Here is a 16486-nt window from a genome sequence, read left to right on the forward strand (position 1 = left end):
CGGACAGAAGACCTAACGCCATGGCAACCATCTACGACATCGCAAGGCACGTCGGCGTCTCCGCCGGCACGGTGTCGCGCGCGCTTTCCCGGCCGGAGAAAGTCCTGCCGGCCACGCGCACGCGCATCGAGCAGGCGGCCGCCGCGCTGGGCTATGTCCCCAACACGGTGGCCAGGACGCTCAAGACCCAGCGCAGTGGCAAGATCCTGGTCACCGTCCCGGACATTGCCAATCCGTTCTTCGCCCAGATCCTGCAGGGCGCGGAGGAAGCGGCGCAGGCCGTCGGCTACGCCGTGCTGCTGGGCGATACCCAGCATCGACCCGACCGTGAGGAGCGCTACGCACAGATGCTCCGGCGCAACGAGGCCGACGGCCTGATCGTGCTGGGGCATCGCCTGCCGCCGACGGCGCGCGAGATCGTCCAGCAGCAGGGTGCCGCCGCGCCGGTGGTCAATGGATGCGAGTTCGACCCCGCGCTGGGCATCCCCAGCGTGCACATCGACAACGCGGCCGCCGCGCGCGCCGTGATGGAACACCTGTACGGACTGGGACACGAGCGGATCGCCATAGTGGGCGGGCCGCCCGACAATCCCCTGCACCAGCAGCGGCTGGAAGGAGCCAGGGCCGCCGGCAAGGCACGCGGCCGCCTGCGCACGCTGAGCGTCGCGCCGGGCGACTTCTCGGTGGAATCCGGTCATGCGGCCGCGATGGCGTTGTTGGCCCGCGCGCCCGCGCCGACCGCGATCTTCTGCTTCAGCGACCAGATGGCACTGGGCGCCCTGGCGGCCTGCCGGGATCTGGGCATCCGCGTGCCCGATGACCTGTCCATCGTCGGCTTCGACGACCTGGCCTCGTCCAGTTACCTCACGCCCCCGTTGACGACCATCAGGCAACCCATGCGGGAGATCGGTATCCGCGCGGTCAACCTGCTGCTCGCCATCATCGAACGTGTGGAGGTGCCCCGTCAGCAGACACTGGATTTCAGCTTGATGTTGCGAGGCTCGACGGGTGCGCCGAGGGTCAGGTGATGGCGCCGCGGGGCGCCGGTTGGCGCCTCTGCGTCACCACCAACGGTGGTGACCTACGCAGCGGTATCGGTTCCCGCGTGTCGAGAATACCGGTGGCCCACGGCAAACATCGGAGTGCGCCTGTGCGTACCGCAAGCCGAGCCCCTTGGCGGCCGGCAGGTCCTTGGCAAAATAAAGGAGGAGGCCGTCGCCGCAGGCGGCGACCGGGGGACATTTGCATAAGGGCCTGCCGGCCGCCAAGCGGCCCCGGATGCTCGCGTAATAGCCAAGCGAAGACACGCCAGAGAAAGGAACCTTTCTGCGGTCAGAGCCGGACGCTCACCCCGATCTGGAACCCGCGTCCCGGTAGTGGTGCGATGTACTTGAGCGGGGAGTTGTGCGGTCGCGCCTCTGCGTCGAGCAGGTTGGACCCGCTGAGGAAAACCTCAATGCCCGAGACATAACTCCCGAAGGCCTTGATTTCCCGGCTGACCTGCATGTCCAGCATGTTGAAGCCATCGAGCGGTATCTCCTCGCTTACATTCTTGCCCAGGTACTTCTGCCTGTCGTAGTAGGTGCTGGACAACCTTGCCTTCCAGCCCTGGTTTTCCCAACGAAGATCGGCCCCGTAGCGGTTGGTGGGCATGTTGGGCAGGTACTCGCCATCATTGTGGGCGCGCAGGGAATCGGGATTGTCCGCCTTGTTGCTGACCAGGTCGGAGAAGGCCGAGGCAGTGAGCGTTCCATGGCGCCCCAGGTCCAGCGACTGCGACACGTCGATCTCGATGCCCTTGACCGTGGTATCGGTCTGCTTCCAGTACTTGAGCGGAAGACGATTGGCCATCTGTGCTCCCGAGTGTCCCTGGTAAAGATAGTTCGCATACCGCATGCGATAGCCGGTTGCGGAAATGTCGAGCCCGGCATGGCTGAACAGCAGCGTCAACTCCGAGGTTCGTGCACGCTCGGGCTTCAGATCCTGGTTTCCCTCTTCCTGGGTCATGATCGAATAGTGCGGGTTGCTCGCATACAGCTCATTCACCTCCGGTGCCCGCGCGGAAGAGGCGTACCGCACTTTTGCGCCGAACATCCTGCCCAGTTGGACGTAGCCGCCGGTGTTGAAACTGTTGAGGACGAAGGCGCGATCCTCCAGACCGGAATTGGCCGCGTTCCGGGAGGTCTTGAAGCGGCTCTGCCGAACATCATGGTCCACGCGCTCGTGCCGGAAACCCGCGTCGAAGGACGCCCAGTCGAAGGTCAGGCTCTCTTTCACGAACACCGCCCGGGTGGTCGTGCCTACATCCGGCAGGTACTGCTGCACACCGGTGCCGACAACGTCCCTGGACCGGTAGCTCAGGCCAACCAGACCGGTGAGTGGACCGGCCTGCCGATGCGCAAGCAACGCCTCTGCCTGCAGGGTGTCGAAATCGAATGCATTGGCCTGGGTCGCCCCGATGTACTCCCCGGAGGTGTTCTTCAACCGCGAGACGCTGAGCTCGGCGCTTTCCAGCAGCGGCAGGGGCTCAAGCAGATGAGCCTCGAGCGCGTACTTGTCCTGCTTGAGCACCACGCCCACCGGGCGTCCCAGGGCGTAGTTCGATCCAAACGAGAGATTCTCCGTCGAGAACCCCGGCACGCCGTATTCGCTGTCCTTGGAATCGATGCTGACGCCGACATAGCCACGGTCGAAGAAGTAGGTCGAGCCCGCCGCCAGGTGCGAGTTCCTGAAGTAGCTGTTGCCCAGCGTGCCGCGGTAGTTGGGGGTCACATCGCGGTTGATCTGCCTGCGCACATACGGCGTCGTGCCTTCCACATAGGCCGGGTTGGCGGGGTTGGTGTAGGTCCTGCCCGACCATGTCGAGGTAGGCTGATTCGTGTAGAACGAGAAGTCGCCGTCGGCCCAGTCCGGGTTCTCGGTCATGAACTGGTCGACGTAAGGCTGCGATGCCTTGTTGTATACCTGCTGCACCCGGGCTTCCTTCTGGCAACTGTCAGCCAGCGAGGCGTTGACCCCGCCGCCCACGAACAACCGGCTGTCGCACACGCCGGCCTTGCTGTTGCCGGGAATGTCATAGTGCGACATCCGCTGCATCGACATCTGCAGGTTGGTGGAGATGTTCTTCTGGTTGTTGAAGTTCATCCGGAAGCCCTGCGCATCGGCATCATTGAAGCCTTTGCGGACCACCAGCTCCATCTCCTGGTCCTTGTCCTCCATCTTCCTGGACAGGATGCCCGAGTCGATGTCGACGCTGCCGCCGATCGCATTGCCGCCATGGCGAGCCGTGTCCGAGGACTTGTTGACCGTGACGCGCCTTGCAAAGAGCGGGTCGAAGGGAATGTTGATGTCGCCGCTCAGCGCGTTCATGCCCAGGATGGACTGCCCGTCCTCCAGGATCTGCACGCGGCTGCCACTCAGGCTGCGGATCACCGGCGCGCCAGCATTGGGACCGAACGCACTGCTCTGAACGCCGGAGACATGGTCGAGCATGTCGCCCAGGGTCCGGTTCTGGGCGCGGGTGTTTTCTACGATGACGACGCTGTCGATCTTCGACGGGCTGTCGGCCTGGACGTTGACCGTCGGCAGGGTGAGGTCATCGGCGTAGACGTTCTGGATACTGAAAAGTACTGCAACGGCAAGTGCGTGGTTACGCATAAATCCCCCTTGAAAGGCGATGTTATAACATCACAATAATAGGGCGGCAATGTGTCCAATGGCCCAGGCGCGCCCTTCGCCGCGCGCCGCCGACGATCCACCCGCATGCACAGCGGGTGGACTCAGTGCGATGACGCCAGCATTGCGCTGTGCTGGATCCGCTCGACGCAGCGGGTGATTGCTGCCATGCCATTGGCAGCGGGCCCGCCATTGATGGCATGCGACTTGAACTGCCGGTCCAGGCCGGTCACCGCCTCTACGAGGTCGGTATCGCCCACCAGCGATGCAGCGCCGCGGATGCGGTGGGTCATCGCCAGCGCATTGCGCCACCGCGCGCTGCTGACTTCGGCATGCAGCGCGGCCAGGTCCTTGGGAAGCTGGGCGCGGTAGATCATCAGTATCTCCGCATTGATCGGTGCCGGTGCCGGTGCCACGCAGGGTTGCGCATCGAGGGAGATCGCCGCAGCGAAGGCGTTCCAGTCGATCGGCTTGGACAGGTAGGCGATCACGCCGGCATCTGCGTAGCGCGGGGAACCGGGCCGAACCGGTTCACCGCTCACCGACACCACCGGTGCCGACGGCCAGCGCAGTTGCCGTTCCACCGCACGCAAGGCAGCCAGGACCTCGCTACCGCTCTGCTCCAGCAGCGTGCCGTCCAGGGTCACCAGGGTGAACGGGCCCTGCTGGCGCATCGCCACCGTCGCCGCCTCCCCGCTGACGGCATGGGTGACAGTGAATCCGCGATGGCGCAGGTGCTGGCTGATGGCTGCCGCGACGGTCGGTTCGTCCTCCACCACCAAGGCATCGCCGGCGCAGTGGACAGGCACGGCCGGCACGGTGGCTTCGCGCATGGGCGCGCCTTCGGCGCAGTCACGGCCGGGAAGCATCGCGGTGAAGGTCGAGCCGCCGCCAAGCCGGCTGTCGACCCCGATGCTGCCTCCCTGCGCCACCGCGATGCGATGGCACAACGCCAGGCCCATACCGGCGCCGCCGCGGCGACGACCGTCCGCACTGGAGGCATGCAGCGGGTCGAACAGGGTCTTTACGACAGCCGGCGCGATACCGGGCCCGCTGTCGGTGACCTCCAGCAGCACCCGGCCCAGCCCGCCAACGCCCGCCTCGAAACGCAGGCGGACCTCCACGCCGCCCTGGTCGCAGAACTTGACCGCGTTGGAGACCAGGTTGGTGGCCAGGTGGCGCAACGCGCGCACGTCGCAGCACAGCGCCGGGGGTACCGCCGGGTCGATCGACAGGGTCAGTGCGATGCCCTTGCGCGCGGCCAGCGGGCCGGTGGCGAAGACGCACTCGCGCAGCACGGCCAGGGCGGTGGGCTGCCACTGGCCACGGGCATTCCCGGGGCGGTCCAGGAACGCATACTCCAGCACGTTGGCAAGCATGTGCTGCAGCGAACTGGCCGCCACGCGCGCCGCCTCCTGTGGGCTTGGGTCGGTGGAAACGCCCGGCGTGGACGGAAGCTGGTCGATGGCCGCCATGACCAGCGTCGCGCTGTTGCGGACTTCGTGGTTGGCCAGGGTCAACGCACGCATCGTGGCCGCGTGCATCGCCGCTGTCGCACGCGCGCTTCGCCACGCATGCACGACGGCCAGCAGGATGCCCAGCCCGGCAACGGCCAGTGCGATGAGCGTTACCCGGTAATGGGCCAGCACCGCGCGCAGCGTGGGCGGCGCGCGATACAGCGTGTTCAACCAGCGCGACGTCACTCCTTGCTGGATCGCCAGCGGCAGTGCCCGGAATGTCGCGTGTGCACGCGCGATATCGCCGGCGCGCTGCGGCCATGACGCCACGCGCAGGTCAACCGCAGGGGCATCGTCGGCCGCGTGCACCGACAACAGCGGATTGCGGCTGCGCTGCGCCAGGGGAATGAACACCGCATCCATGCCCAGCGCCGCATCCGCGGCACCGGCGGTGACCGCAGCCACCATGTCCGACGGACTGCGCAGGGGCAGCACCTGGATGCGTGGATGCTGCCTGGCCAGGTACGCCTGGTATTCCCCGTCGGCAATAACGCCGACCCGTTTTCCGGCCAGTGCGGCCAGGCTGTCGTACGGTTGGGCGCGGCGCGACACCAGCACCGAGCTGCCGCGGTAGAACGACGGCGACAGCAGGGCGGTGGCGGGTAGTTGTGCCTGTGAGGTGGCCAGTACAAGGGTCACCCCATCGGCCTGGTTGCGCTCGAAGCGGGACAGCGCCTGGTCGAACGTGGCGGCCGGGGCCAGGGCAATCTTCAACGAGGTGCCGCGTTCAACCGCCTCCAGGTAGGCGCGTATCGGGCTGATGGTTGCCGAGCCGCCCAACCCGTATCTGCCGGTCAGTTGTGGCCCGGCCGCCAGCACGAATGGGCGGGTGCCGACGCCGCGCGTGGGCGCTCTGGACCACAACAGCAGGGCGGCGGCCAGCAGTACCGCTACCAGCAGGAAAAGCAGCGGCGACAGACGCTGACGAGGCGCGGGAATGTTCATGCATGACGCTCGGCCGGGGCTCGCACAGCGGAGAGCCTGGAGGGATACAGCGGCTTCTCCAGGTGCAGATGCGACGTGGAGGAATGAAGAAAATGCTCTCACGCACCCCGACTGCCCTCAATGTGCATTCACGGACGAAAACTGTCGCAATCAACGCACGCTTGTCGGCACGATGCGAAATGCCGCCTCGGGCCGTGGCACTGGCCGTTCCCTCGCGTGGCCAGCTGGGCTTACATCGCATCCCCTACCGGGATGTCACGGCGCGCATCCTGCGCCGCCTTCACCTGCCGCCACCACGGCGTGCCCGGGTGCGGGGCATCCAGGTCGAGGCGTTCGCCCATGCCCGGTGTGGCCAGTGCGATCGCACGTTGCGCAGCCAGCGCGCTGACCCGCTCGAACGGCTCGTCCCACTGATGCAGGGCCAGGTCGAAGGTGCCGTTGTGGATCGGCAGCAGCCAGTGGCCGCGCAGGTCCTGGTGCGCCTGTACGGTCTGCTCCGGCTGCATGTGCACGAACGGCCACTTGGCATCGTAGGCGCCGGTTTCGATGAAAGTGACGTCAAACGGGCCGTAGCGCTCGCCAATCTGCCGGAAGCCGTCGAAATAGCCGGTGTCGCCACTGAAGAACAGACGCAGGTCGCGGTCCAGGATCACCCACGATGCCCACAGCGTGCGGTTGCCATCGCGCAAGCCACGGCCGGAGAAATGCTGGGCCGGTGTTGCGGCAAAGCGCACGCCATCCACCTCGGTTTCCTGCCACCAGTCCAGCTGGCGGACGCGGTCGCGGGGGACGCCCCAGGCGATCAGCCGGTCGCCAACGCCCAACGGGGTGAGGAACACATCGGCGCGGGTGGCCAGGTATTTGACGGTGGCGCGATCGAGGTGATCGTAGTGGTCGTGCGACAGCAGCACGCCGCGGATCGGCGGCAGCTCGTGCAGGGCGATCGGCGGCGCGTGGAAACGCTTCGGGCCCATCCACTGCACCGGTGAGGCGCGTTTGGAGAACACCGGGTCGGTCAGCCACCAGCCACCGGCCAGCTTGATCAGCAGGGTGGAATGCCCGAGCCGGTAGAGGCTGTGCTCGGGGGCGTCGGCCAGTTCGGCGGCGCTGATCGACCGGACCGGCGGTGCCTGTGGCGGGGTTGTGCCGGCTGGGCGGTCGAACAGGAATTCCCACAGCAGCTTGAGCGTGCCGGTCACGGTTTCCTTGGGCTTGGGCGCAACGTTGCTGAAGTGGCCGGCACGCATCTGCGGCGATTGGTCATGGGGGGCGATGTTCACGGTGAAGGTCATCTCGAGAAGGGCGGTGAGGGCGAAGGCAGCGACAAGCAGGGGCAGGGCTCGCATGGGGGTGCCTTGGGTTGGTGAGTGTGTAGGCACTCATTTATAGGGGGAAAGAAAACGCTCAACGTTGGATCCCTTTCCAGAACAGGTCGAACCCGGCCTGCTGCAGCATCGGGCGCTGCGCTGGCTGGGCGACAATGGCTTCCAGCGTGGTTTCCAGCAGGTTGATCAGCACCGGGCCCAGGTAGAACGGCAGGCGCTCGCTGTCGATGTGCCCGGCCAGGCCGGTTTCCAGGCTGCGCAACATGCTGCCGAACAGGTCCGCGCACTCGGCGCGGGTCTGTGCGTCGATGCGTTCGCAGACCTTGAGCTGGCGCAGCGCCAAGCGGTCCACCGGATACGTGGTGCCCCAGGCGATCAGCGCGTTCCAGACGTACTGCAGCTGGCCGCGGGCATCGGCGTCGGCAGGGAAGTCGCTGGCGATGGCCCGCGACAGGCGCTGCTCCAGACGCACGAACACGGCGTTGAGCAGCGCGTCCTTGGTCTGGAAATAGGTGAACACCGTGCCTTCGGCCACCTTGGCCGCCCGCGCGATCTGTGCGGTCGAAGTGCCCACGCCCTGGACGGCCACCAGTTGGGCGGCGGCATCGAGGATCGCAGTGCGCTTCTGTTCGCTGAGGGGGCGGGCCATGAAAGTAGATAAGTGAGTGCTTGCTCATTTATAGGCGGATGGTAGCGCCGAGGCAAGTGCCGGGCCGCACCGCCACGGCTGCGGTTCAGCCAAGCCAGATGCCCGCGCCCGGCTTGCTCCGGCAGCCGTGCAGGCGTGACCATGCGGACCTGTTCCCGTTGGACTGCGCACATGCCTACCGCCGCCCCGGTCACGCTGCACACCCCGCGCCTGTGGCTGCGCGCACAGACGATCGCCGATTTCCCCGCCTACGCGGCCTTCCTGGCATCGCCGCGCGCGGCCGGCCTGGGCGGGCCGTTCAACCTGCGCGCCGCCTGGGGCATGTTCTGCCATGACCAGGCCTGCTGGCATTTCTTCGGCCACGGGGCGTTGATGATCGAGCTGGCCGACAGCGGCGAGTGCATCGGCCAGGTGGGGATCAACGACGGCCCGCTGTTTCCGGAGAAGGAGCTGGGGTGGCTGCTCTACGACGGCCACGAGGGACGGGGCCTGGCGACCGAAGCGGCCGCGGCGATGCGCGCGTGGGCGATGACCACGCTTGGCCTGGATACCCTGGTCAGCTACATGGCTGCCGACAATGCCCGCTCGGCGCGGGTCGCCCAGCGGCTCGGCGGTCAGCTGGATCCTGCGGCGGCGCGCAGCGATCCCGATGATCAGGTGTACCGCTACCGGCGTTGAGTCGCCAGCAGCATTCCATCGGCACGGTGGCATGCGCAACAGGATTGGGCAAAGATGCAAGGCTGCATGGCGGACGCAAGGCCGCCTTGCCGGCTTCCCCTTTGAAACTGGATCTGCCTGTGCTGAGTGTTGTGGGTGTGTTGCTTGCGCTGTATGTCGTGTGGCGTTTGATCTGGCCGTTGCAGGTGTCGCTGTCCCTGCGCGGTCCACTGGGCCTGCTGGTGATGGCGCTGGCGCTGCACCACCGGATCGTGGCCCGTTTCGCCGGCACCATGGCGTCGCCGGAGATTCCCACCGTCGCGCTGGTGATCCTTGCGACCGGCTTTACCGCCGTGCTGCTGTGCGGCTTGATGCTGGTGCTGCTGGACGTGTTGCTGCTGGACGTGTTGCTGCTCGGTGCACGGGTGCTGCGGTGTCCACGTGCGACGGCGGCACTTCGCGCTGCGTGGTTGCGTCCTGCCGCGATGGGCGTGGCGTTGCTGCTGTCCGCGTATGGCATCTGGCAAGGGATGGCGGTGCCACAGACCCGGCAGATCGAGGTGGCGATCAAGGACCTGCCGGCGCAGTTCGATGGCTATCGCGTGCTGCAGTTGACCGACCTCCACGCCAGCCGGCTGTTGACCGGGCGCTGGGTGGCCAAGGTGGTGGCCAACGGCAATGCGCTGCATCCAGACCTGGTGGTGATCACCGGCGACCTGGTCGACGGCACCGTTGCGGCGCGCGTGGCCGAGGTGGCGCCGTTGGCCCAACTGCACGCGCCTGACGGGGTGATTGCGATCACCGGCAACCATGAGTACTACGCGCAGTACGCCGCGTGGATGCAGGCCTTCCGTGAGCAGGGCATGCAGGTGCTGGAAAACCGCCATGTCCAGCTCACCCGCAACGGTGCCGTGCTGACCATCGCCGGTGTCACCGACCCGGTCGCGGCCCGCTACGGGCTGCCGCTGCCGGACCTGACGGCGGCCTTGGCCGGTGCCGATCCGCAGGCGCCGGTGATCCTGCTCGATCACCGGCCGGGTGCGGCGCGTTCCAATGCCGCGCACGGCGTCGCGCTGCAATTGTCCGGGCACACCCACGGTGGCCACATCGTGGGCATGGACCAGTTGGTGAAGTACGCCAACGGCGGGTATGTCTCCGGCCGCTACGACGTCGATGGCATGGCGTTGTACGTGAGCAATGGTGCCGGCCTGTGGCCGGGCTTTGCCGCACGCATCGGCGTGCCGTCGGAGATCACCCTGATCACCCTGCGCCGGGAGGCACCCTGAATGGTGCCGGTGGCAGCGGTCGCCAGCGTGGTGCTGGCCGATACCGACGCGTGGAGCGTGCAGGATCCGCTCGGGCGCGATTACCCGGTATGGGTCGCGCTGCCGGCCGGGTATGCCGACCAGCCGCATCGCCGGTATCCGGTGCTGTACCTCACCGATGCGCTGTATACCTTCCCGCTGGCACGCAGCGTGCGCGACCTGGTCGGGCTGGGCGGCGCCAACCTGGAGGATGTCATCCTGGTCGGGCTGCCGCCGCAGCAGGGCCTGAGTTCGCGGCAGAGCCGGTCACGCGATTACACCCCGAGCACGCCCGTGCGCGCGCCTGGCGACGCCTACAGCAATGAGGTCAGCTACGGGGGCGCGGCACATTACCGCGACTTCCTCGCGGATGGGGTGCTACCCGCCGTGGACGCGCGCTATCGCACCGATCCGGCGCGGCGTGCCTTTGCCGGGCATTCCTACGGAGGGCTGTTGGGCACTTACATGCTGCTGACCCGTCCGGCAATGTTCCAGACCTACCTGCTGTCCAGCCCTTCGCTGTGGTTCGATCACCACATCATCGACCAGCTCGAGCAGACCTTCGCGCAGCAGCACCGTGCACTGCACGCGCAGGTGCTGTTTGCCGTGGGTGGCAAGGAAACCATCGCTCCCGGTGCCGTGGACGCACCGCGCAACGACCTGCTGCGCGATACCCGGCAGTTTGTCGAGCGGCTGCGCCAGCGCGGTTACGAAGGCCTGCAGCTGGACAACCAGGTGATCGATGGCGAGGACCACCTGACGGTGTTTCCCGGCATGCTGACCCGCGCGCTGTTGCAGTTCTTTCCAGGGAGTGGCAGGCGCTAGGCCAGCGCCGCATCCTTCTGCATTGCAGGCGTTGCCAGCTCCAGCTCCAGCTCCAGCTCCAGCTTCGGTGCCAGTGCATGGGCCACCGCCATGCGCAGCAGGGTGGGAGTGACGTGGCGGTGGTGCACGCCGCGGATGGCGGCCAGGTAGCACCGCCCGAAGCGATTGTGGGTACGCACCCGCGTACCCAGTGCAATCGTGGCCGTCCCGTCCTCGCGCATCTGTACCCGCACGCAGGAACGGAACTGCAGGTGGCGATCGTCCGCGCCGAGCAGCACTTCGGCACTGCGATCGGCGGCATCCACCGCCTGGGCATGGACCGGGAAGCGCTGCGCGAACACTTCGCGCCGATCCTGCGACAGCAGCGAGGATACCGGGCAGCCCAAAGTCGAGGTACGCAGCCGCAAAGGGGCCACCAGGACGTTGCGCAGGGCCATCAGCCGGCCCACGCTGCGCGGTGGATTCAGCACGAACCCGTCCAGCACCGCTTCCAGCAGGGCGCGCGCGGAACGGCCGACGATGCGTTGCGCAGGCAAGGTGAGCGTCGCGTAGTCCTGGTGCTCGAAGCCGTCGGCAAGCGCCTGCTGCAACAGGGAGTCGAGCGGCACGGCCGGTTCGGCATGCACCGGGTAGACCGCCGGGCGATGCCCGACGTATCCCTGCGCGGGGCGCAACCGCGCCAGCCCCGTACGTAACCGCCCCATCCACTCGCGGCTGCGTGTGCACACCCGTGCCAGTATCGATGGCGAGGGCACGTGCAACGACAGGGCGACCACCGGCAGCTGGGCCAGGTCGGCCTGGTCCAGCAGCAACTGCAGCGCCGGCGGCAGGCTGTCGGTGAGGCTGGGGATATCGGCGGTGCCGGCCTCCACGCGCGCGCGCTGTGCCTGGCTCAATGCACCGCCGTGCTCGTTGGGATGGCAGGACAACGCGAACAGCGCCGGGTGGCGGTGATGCCGGGGAACGAACTGATGCCAGGTACCGTTGCCGAAGCGCACCGTGAACAGGCAGTCCGGCGGGATGTCCACGCAGTGCAGGGCGTGCAGGAACGCGGCAGGATCCTGCTGCAGCTGGGCATCAGAGGCCGTGCAGAAACGCAGCTGTGCACCGCCGCTGCCGGAGATCGCAGTGAACATGCGCGGCCCGGCATGGCGGTGGAAGCGGTGGCCGCGCCGGCCGACCGAAAACGAGTACAGCGAAGACGCATCCCCCTGCGCCAGGTGCATGCCGCCCAGGCGGGCCGAGGGCTCGTCCAGCGCATCGATGAAGTGCGGGTGTGCGGCCTGGCGGATCCCGGCGTCATGTACCAGCCGGTCACCGGCGCCGACCCCGAGCTGGGCAATCAGCGCCACTTCGACCGGACTGCCACCGCTATGGGAGGGCAGGCTGACGCTGGGAAACGAACCACTCGCGCGGGTAATGCCGATCATGCCGGTCTCCTTGACGTACGGCAGAACGAATCAGGTAGCAGGCTTGCGCCGCGCACGGGCGCGGCTTTCGCGTTGCAGCGGGCCACCCACCGGGCAGACTTCCGCCGCCCAGGCAAACAGCGTGTTGGTCAGTTTGTCCGGCACCTGGCGGAAGTACACGAACTGGCCGCGTTTCTCGCGCTCGATCAGCCCGGCATCCTCCAGGATGCGCAGGTGGCTGGACAGCGCCGGCTTGCTGAAGTCGAAACGCTCGCCCAGCTCGCCCGCGCTCAACTGGCCACCATTGAGGTAGGCCAGGATCTGGCGGCGTGCGGTGGAGGCGAGGGCTTCGAAGATGCGGTCCATGGTGGTTAGTTAACTAATTCGTTAACTGATGGTGTTCCCGTCCGGGCTGCTTGTCAAGCGCCGAGGGTGCAGCGGCATCGCGCCCGATCACCGGGCGCCGGTGCAGCCACTCGCTGCGGCGCACGTCCTGCACGGCGGCCGGTCGTGACGCCGCGTGCAGATCCGCTGACGTACGCTCGCCCACTGGATGAGCGCAAGCAGCGGATACACACAGATGCCAGACCCCACCCCCTTCGCCGTGCTGGGCCGATGCCACGTGCAGCGAGAGCGTCAACGATGACGGTGCAGGCGGTGCCACCGCGCACCCGGTCGATGATCGTCGCCGGGCTGTCCACGGTGGTGGAGTGGTACGACTTCACCCTGTACCTGTACCTGGCCACGGTGTTGTCGCGGGTGTTCTTCGGCGGTGGCGAGAATGCGCTGCTGGCGACCCTGGCTGGATTTGCGGTGTCCTACCTGATGCGTCCGTTGGGTGCGTTGTGCTTTGGCCATCTGGGCGATCGCTTCGGCCGGCGCTACATGCTGCTGGCCTCGATGCTGCTGATGACTCTGGCGATGCTGGCCACCGCGCTGTTGCCCACCTTCGACAGCATCGGTGCCACGGCCGGCGTGCTGTTGCTGTTGCTGCGCTGCGTGATGGCGTTCTCGGTGGGGGGCGAGTACACCGGCGTGGTGGCCTACCTGCTGGAAACCGCGCCCACGCGCCGGCGCGGGCTGGTCACCTCGCTGGCATCGGCGGCGAGCGAAGTGGGCGCCTTGTTGGCGGTGGCGCTCTCGGCGCTGACGGTGGCCTTGTTGAGCACCGCGCAGCTGGATGGATGGGGCTGGCGGATTCCGTTCTTCGTCGGTGCGGCGCTGGCAGCGGCGATCCTGCTGGCGCGTTCGACCATGCATGAATCGCCGGAGTTCGAGCGGCAGAAGGCCGCCGGCACGGTGCCGGTGGCGCCCATCCGCGACACCTGGCGGTATCACCGTGGCGCGGTGGCGCGCACGTTCGCGATCTCCGCGCTGGGCTCGATCACCTACTACGTCGGCATCACCTATGTACCGGCGTTCCTGGGCTCGGCCGGCGAAGTGGGGGAGTCCGAAGCGTTGTGGTTGTCCACGTTGGCCGCGGTGGCGGTGATCGCGGTGACCCCGCTGGCCGGTGCGTTGTCCGACCGGGTCGGGCGGCGCCCGGTGCTGATCGTGCTGGCGCTGCTGTGCGCGTTGCTGCCGCTGAGCATGTTCGCGCTGATGGCCGGTGGCAGCACGCTGCAGATCGGCGCGGCGGCGGTGGTGCTGGCCTGCCTGGCCGGTGGGGTCAGTGCAGTGGCCGCGCCGGCCACCGCCGAGCAGTTTCCCGGCGAAGGGCGTCTCAGCGGGCTGGCACTGGGCGTGACCATGGCGACCGCGTTCTTCGGCGGGGCCACGCCCCTGTTGGCCGAACTGCTGGTGCGCCACACCGGCTGGTCGGCGGTGCCCGGCGCGATGATCGCGGTCGTGGCGGTGTTGGTGCTGCCGGTCATGTGGACCCTGCGCGAGACACGCCCCATCGAAGACGGCACCGGGTAGGCGGCGATCCCTTGCTTCAGCGCCCGCCTTCGGTGGGCAGCGGCGCGGGCACGTTCAGCAGGCCGCCGGCGGCGACGTAGGCGGCCAGCGCCTGGCCCTGGCTGAGCAGATGCCCTTCCATGGTGCGCTCGGCACCCAGCGCATCGCGACGGCGGAAGCAGTCCATCAGTTGCCGGTGCTCGGCCAGCGACTGCGCGGTGCGCCCGGGGGTCAACAACTGGCGGCCGCGATGCATCTTCAGAATGCGGTGCAGGTCGTGGGTGATGCGGATCAACCAGGGGTTGCCGGCGTAATGCTGCACGGTTTCGTGGATGAGATAGTTGTTGCGGTAGTACTCGGCGATGTTGCCGTCGGCGGCGGCCGCTTCCATGGCTGCATGCAGGGCTTCCAGCTGTTGCACGCCGGCATCGTCGATGTGCGTCACCGCTTCGTGCGCACAGCGGCCTTCCAGCATCGCCATCACCGGGAACAGCTGGTTCAGGTCTTCCAGCGTCAACCGGGTCACCCGGCAGCCGCGACCGGCATCGATCTGGACCAGGCCTTCGGCGGCAAGCAGCTTCAGCGCTTCACGCAGCGGCGTGCGGCTGATACCCAGTTCCTCGCACAGGGCCGGCTCATCGATCCATTCACCCGGTGGCAGCCGGTAATCGTAGATCCGCTCGCGCACGTGGTCGGCCACTTCTTCGTACAGCGGCGCGCGCTTCTTCGGTGATCGGGCGGCGGGAGCAATGGCCATGCAGCGATTGTAGTCGTTCTGTTGGGTGACAGGTCCTGACGGGATGCTTGCGGGGGAAACCGCCCCCTGAGCCAGGGGGCGACCGCAACGCGGCCCTTACATCCAGCCGGGCACCACGAACACCAGCCAGGCCAGCAGTGGTCCGAACGCCACCACCAGGCCGCTGTAGATCAGGAACTGGCGGAACAGCGATTCCCGCTCTTCCTTCGCCGCCGAGGCCACCACCAATGCACCGTTGGTGGAGAACGGGCTGACATCCACGATCGTGGAGGACACCGCCAGCGCGCAGATCACGCCGGCCGCACTGAGATGACCCTGCATCAGGAACGGCACCGCCAGTGGAATGGTGGCACCGAGCACGGCGGCCGATGACGCGAACGCCGACACGATGCCACCCACGTAGCAGACCAGCAGCGCACCCAGCAGCGGGATGCCGATTTCCGAGACGCCATTGCCGATGAAGTCGACCGCGCCGGCCTGCTGCAGGACACCGATGTAGGTCACCACGCCGCAGATCAGCAGCACGGTGGACCAGCTGATCCCGTCCACCGCGCCCTTCTGGCCTTTCGGTGCCAGCAGCGCCAGGGCCACCGCGACGGTGATGGACACCAGGCCCACGTTGAGGTTGTAGATCAGCGCCGCCACGCCCAGGCCGAGCAGGCCAACCAGGGTGAACAGCCGTTCGCGGGTCAACCCGACCGCTTCCAGTGCGTCGGGATCGGTGGACAGCGTGCCGCCACCGGCCGAGACCAGTGCGCCATGGCCCTCAATGGAGAACTGCCGCGACGAGGCCTGCTGGCCGCCGGCCAGCGCCATCTCCGCAGTGGCCACGCCACCGCCCACCGCTACCGCGCCGCGACGCAGCAGGGCCACGCCACCGAAGGCGAAGAAGCAGATCACCGCCATCATGAAGTTGAAGCCCAGGCTGGTCAGGAACACCGCCATCTCGGTGACTTCCAGCCCCGCCTTCTGGACGACGCCGTTGGTGATGCTGCCGTACACGCTGATCGGCGAAAAACCACCGGCCTGCGCACCGTGGATCACCAGCAGGCCCATCAGCAGCGGGTTGATCTTGTACTGCTTGGCGAACCGCAAGGCCACCGGGCCGATGATCGCCACCGCCGCCGGGCCCAATGCGCCGAACGCGGTGAGCACGGCGGTGATGATGAACATCACCCAGGGAATGGCCACGATGCGCCCGCGCACGGCACGCACGGCCCAATGCACCAGCAGGTCGATGGTGCCGTTCTTCTGTGCGATGGCGAACAGATAGGTGATGCCGACCAGGGTCAGGAACAGATCCCCCGGGAAGCCGGCAAGGACCTCCTTGCCATCCATGCCGACGTACACCGCGCCGATGATGAACGCCAGTGCGAAGGCCACCGCGCCCATGTTGATCGGCATGGCGGTGGCGACGATGAACATGATCACCAGACCGATGATCGTTGCAATTTGTGGACTCATGCGCCCTCCCAGACACGTGCTTCGCTTACGGCTCGGATGGAAACCCGCCATCCCGGGTTA

At 67.2% G+C, this 16486-nt stretch carries 13 protein-coding genes; 5 read left to right on the forward strand and 8 right to left on the reverse strand.

What is annotated here, in order from left to right:
- Nucleotides 1–20 precede the first annotated feature (20 nt).
- A complete protein-coding gene (locus AC3IR9_RS05545; RefSeq protein ID WP_489294579.1) occupies nucleotides 21–1028 on the forward strand; it encodes a LacI family DNA-binding transcriptional regulator in 1008 nt (335 codons plus the stop codon).
- A gap of 304 nt (nucleotides 1029–1332) precedes the next feature.
- Here AC3IR9_RS05545 and AC3IR9_RS05550 read toward each other — a convergent pair whose 3' ends face one another.
- The 4 genes from AC3IR9_RS05550 to AC3IR9_RS05565 all read right to left on the reverse strand — a co-directional run bounded on the left by AC3IR9_RS05550 (nucleotide 1333) and on the right by AC3IR9_RS05565 (nucleotide 8111).
- Nucleotides 1333–3657: a TonB-dependent receptor domain-containing protein gene (locus tag AC3IR9_RS05550; protein ID WP_489294581.1), complete on the reverse strand. Its 2325-nt coding sequence runs from the start codon at nucleotides 3655–3657 to the stop codon at nucleotides 1333–1335.
- Between the two features lie 122 nt (nucleotides 3658–3779).
- Nucleotides 3780–6137 carry an ATP-binding protein gene (locus tag AC3IR9_RS05555; RefSeq protein WP_489294582.1) on the reverse strand — a complete coding sequence of 786 codons (2358 nt, stop codon included), beginning with the start codon at nucleotides 6135–6137 and terminating at the stop codon, nucleotides 3780–3782.
- 230 nt (nucleotides 6138–6367) lie between these two features.
- Nucleotides 6368–7483: an MBL fold metallo-hydrolase gene (locus tag AC3IR9_RS05560; RefSeq protein ID WP_489294583.1), complete on the reverse strand. Its 1116-nt coding sequence runs from the start codon at nucleotides 7481–7483 to the stop codon at nucleotides 6368–6370.
- Nucleotides 7484–7541: 58 nt separating this feature from the next.
- A complete protein-coding gene (locus AC3IR9_RS05565; RefSeq protein WP_489294584.1) occupies nucleotides 7542–8111 on the reverse strand; it encodes a TetR/AcrR family transcriptional regulator in 570 nt (189 codons plus the stop codon).
- A 171-nt stretch (nucleotides 8112–8282) separates the two neighbouring features.
- Here AC3IR9_RS05565 and AC3IR9_RS05570 point away from each other — a divergent pair, with 171 nt between their 5' ends.
- The 3 genes from AC3IR9_RS05570 to AC3IR9_RS05580 all read left to right on the forward strand — a co-directional run bounded on the left by AC3IR9_RS05570 (nucleotide 8283) and on the right by AC3IR9_RS05580 (nucleotide 10897).
- The gene (locus AC3IR9_RS05570) at nucleotides 8283–8789 is read left to right on the forward strand and encodes a GNAT family N-acetyltransferase (protein ID WP_489294585.1); all 507 of its coding nucleotides are present in this window, start codon (nucleotides 8283–8285) and stop codon (nucleotides 8787–8789) included.
- 119 nt (nucleotides 8790–8908) lie between these two features.
- Nucleotides 8909–10054 (forward strand): metallophosphoesterase, encoded by a 1146-nt coding sequence (locus AC3IR9_RS05575; protein ID WP_489294586.1) that lies wholly within the window; start codon nucleotides 8909–8911, stop codon nucleotides 10052–10054.
- Nucleotides 10055–10897, forward strand: coding sequence for an alpha/beta hydrolase (locus AC3IR9_RS05580; RefSeq protein ID WP_489294588.1), 843 nt, complete (start codon nucleotides 10055–10057; stop codon nucleotides 10895–10897). It abuts the gene before it with no gap.
- Here the strand turns inward: AC3IR9_RS05580 and AC3IR9_RS05585 are convergent.
- Nucleotides 10894–12327 carry a DUF2867 domain-containing protein gene (locus AC3IR9_RS05585; protein WP_489294589.1) on the reverse strand — a complete coding sequence of 478 codons (1434 nt, stop codon included), beginning with the start codon at nucleotides 12325–12327 and terminating at the stop codon, nucleotides 10894–10896. The genes AC3IR9_RS05580 and AC3IR9_RS05585 overlap by 4 nt on opposite strands.
- A gap of 30 nt (nucleotides 12328–12357) precedes the next feature.
- Nucleotides 12358–12672: a metalloregulator ArsR/SmtB family transcription factor gene (locus tag AC3IR9_RS05590; protein ID WP_489294590.1), complete on the reverse strand. Its 315-nt coding sequence runs from the start codon at nucleotides 12670–12672 to the stop codon at nucleotides 12358–12360.
- Nucleotides 12673–12948: 276 nt separating this feature from the next.
- On the opposite strand from AC3IR9_RS05590, the gene AC3IR9_RS05595 reads away from it, so the two are divergent.
- Nucleotides 12949–14226: an MFS transporter gene (locus tag AC3IR9_RS05595; RefSeq protein WP_489294592.1), complete on the forward strand. Its 1278-nt coding sequence runs from the start codon at nucleotides 12949–12951 to the stop codon at nucleotides 14224–14226.
- 16 nt (nucleotides 14227–14242) lie between these two features.
- Here AC3IR9_RS05595 and AC3IR9_RS05600 read toward each other — a convergent pair whose 3' ends face one another.
- Nucleotides 14243–14962, reverse strand: a complete 720-nt coding sequence (locus AC3IR9_RS05600) for a GntR family transcriptional regulator (protein WP_489294594.1) — start codon at nucleotides 14960–14962, stop codon at nucleotides 14243–14245.
- Between the two features lie 96 nt (nucleotides 14963–15058).
- Nucleotides 15059–16426: an SLC13 family permease gene (locus AC3IR9_RS05605; RefSeq protein WP_489294595.1), complete on the reverse strand. Its 1368-nt coding sequence runs from the start codon at nucleotides 16424–16426 to the stop codon at nucleotides 15059–15061.
- Nucleotides 16427–16486: the final 60 nt, after the last annotated feature.

This window comes from Stenotrophomonas sp. GL_101 (assembly GCF_057835675.1).

What these genes read in the sequence shown, in the direction of transcription:
- AC3IR9_RS05560 (WP_489294583.1), bottom strand. Translation starts at nt 7,483, where the DNA reads ATGCGAGCCCTGCCCCTGCTTGTCGCTGCCTTCGCCCTCACCGCCCTT.
- AC3IR9_RS05595 (WP_489294592.1), top strand. Translation starts at nt 12,949, where the DNA reads ATGACGGTGCAGGCGGTGCCACCGCGCACCCGGTCGATGATCGTCGCC.
- AC3IR9_RS05585 (WP_489294589.1), bottom strand. Translation starts at nt 12,327, where the DNA reads ATGATCGGCATTACCCGCGCGAGTGGTTCGTTTCCCAGCGTCAGCCTG.
- AC3IR9_RS05555 (WP_489294582.1), bottom strand. Translation starts at nt 6,137, where the DNA reads ATGAACATTCCCGCGCCTCGTCAGCGTCTGTCGCCGCTGCTTTTCCTG.
- AC3IR9_RS05565 (WP_489294584.1), bottom strand. Translation starts at nt 8,111, where the DNA reads ATGGCCCGCCCCCTCAGCGAACAGAAGCGCACTGCGATCCTCGATGCC.
- AC3IR9_RS05600 (WP_489294594.1), bottom strand. Translation starts at nt 14,962, where the DNA reads ATGGCCATTGCTCCCGCCGCCCGATCACCGAAGAAGCGCGCGCCGCTG.
- AC3IR9_RS05570 (WP_489294585.1), top strand. Translation starts at nt 8,283, where the DNA reads ATGCCTACCGCCGCCCCGGTCACGCTGCACACCCCGCGCCTGTGGCTG.
- AC3IR9_RS05605 (WP_489294595.1), bottom strand. Translation starts at nt 16,426, where the DNA reads ATGAGTCCACAAATTGCAACGATCATCGGTCTGGTGATCATGTTCATC.
- AC3IR9_RS05580 (WP_489294588.1), top strand. Translation starts at nt 10,055, where the DNA reads ATGGTGCCGGTGGCAGCGGTCGCCAGCGTGGTGCTGGCCGATACCGAC.
- AC3IR9_RS05550 (WP_489294581.1), bottom strand. Translation starts at nt 3,657, where the DNA reads ATGCGTAACCACGCACTTGCCGTTGCAGTACTTTTCAGTATCCAGAAC.
- AC3IR9_RS05590 (WP_489294590.1), bottom strand. Translation starts at nt 12,672, where the DNA reads ATGGACCGCATCTTCGAAGCCCTCGCCTCCACCGCACGCCGCCAGATC.
- AC3IR9_RS05545 (WP_489294579.1), top strand. Translation starts at nt 21, where the DNA reads ATGGCAACCATCTACGACATCGCAAGGCACGTCGGCGTCTCCGCCGGC.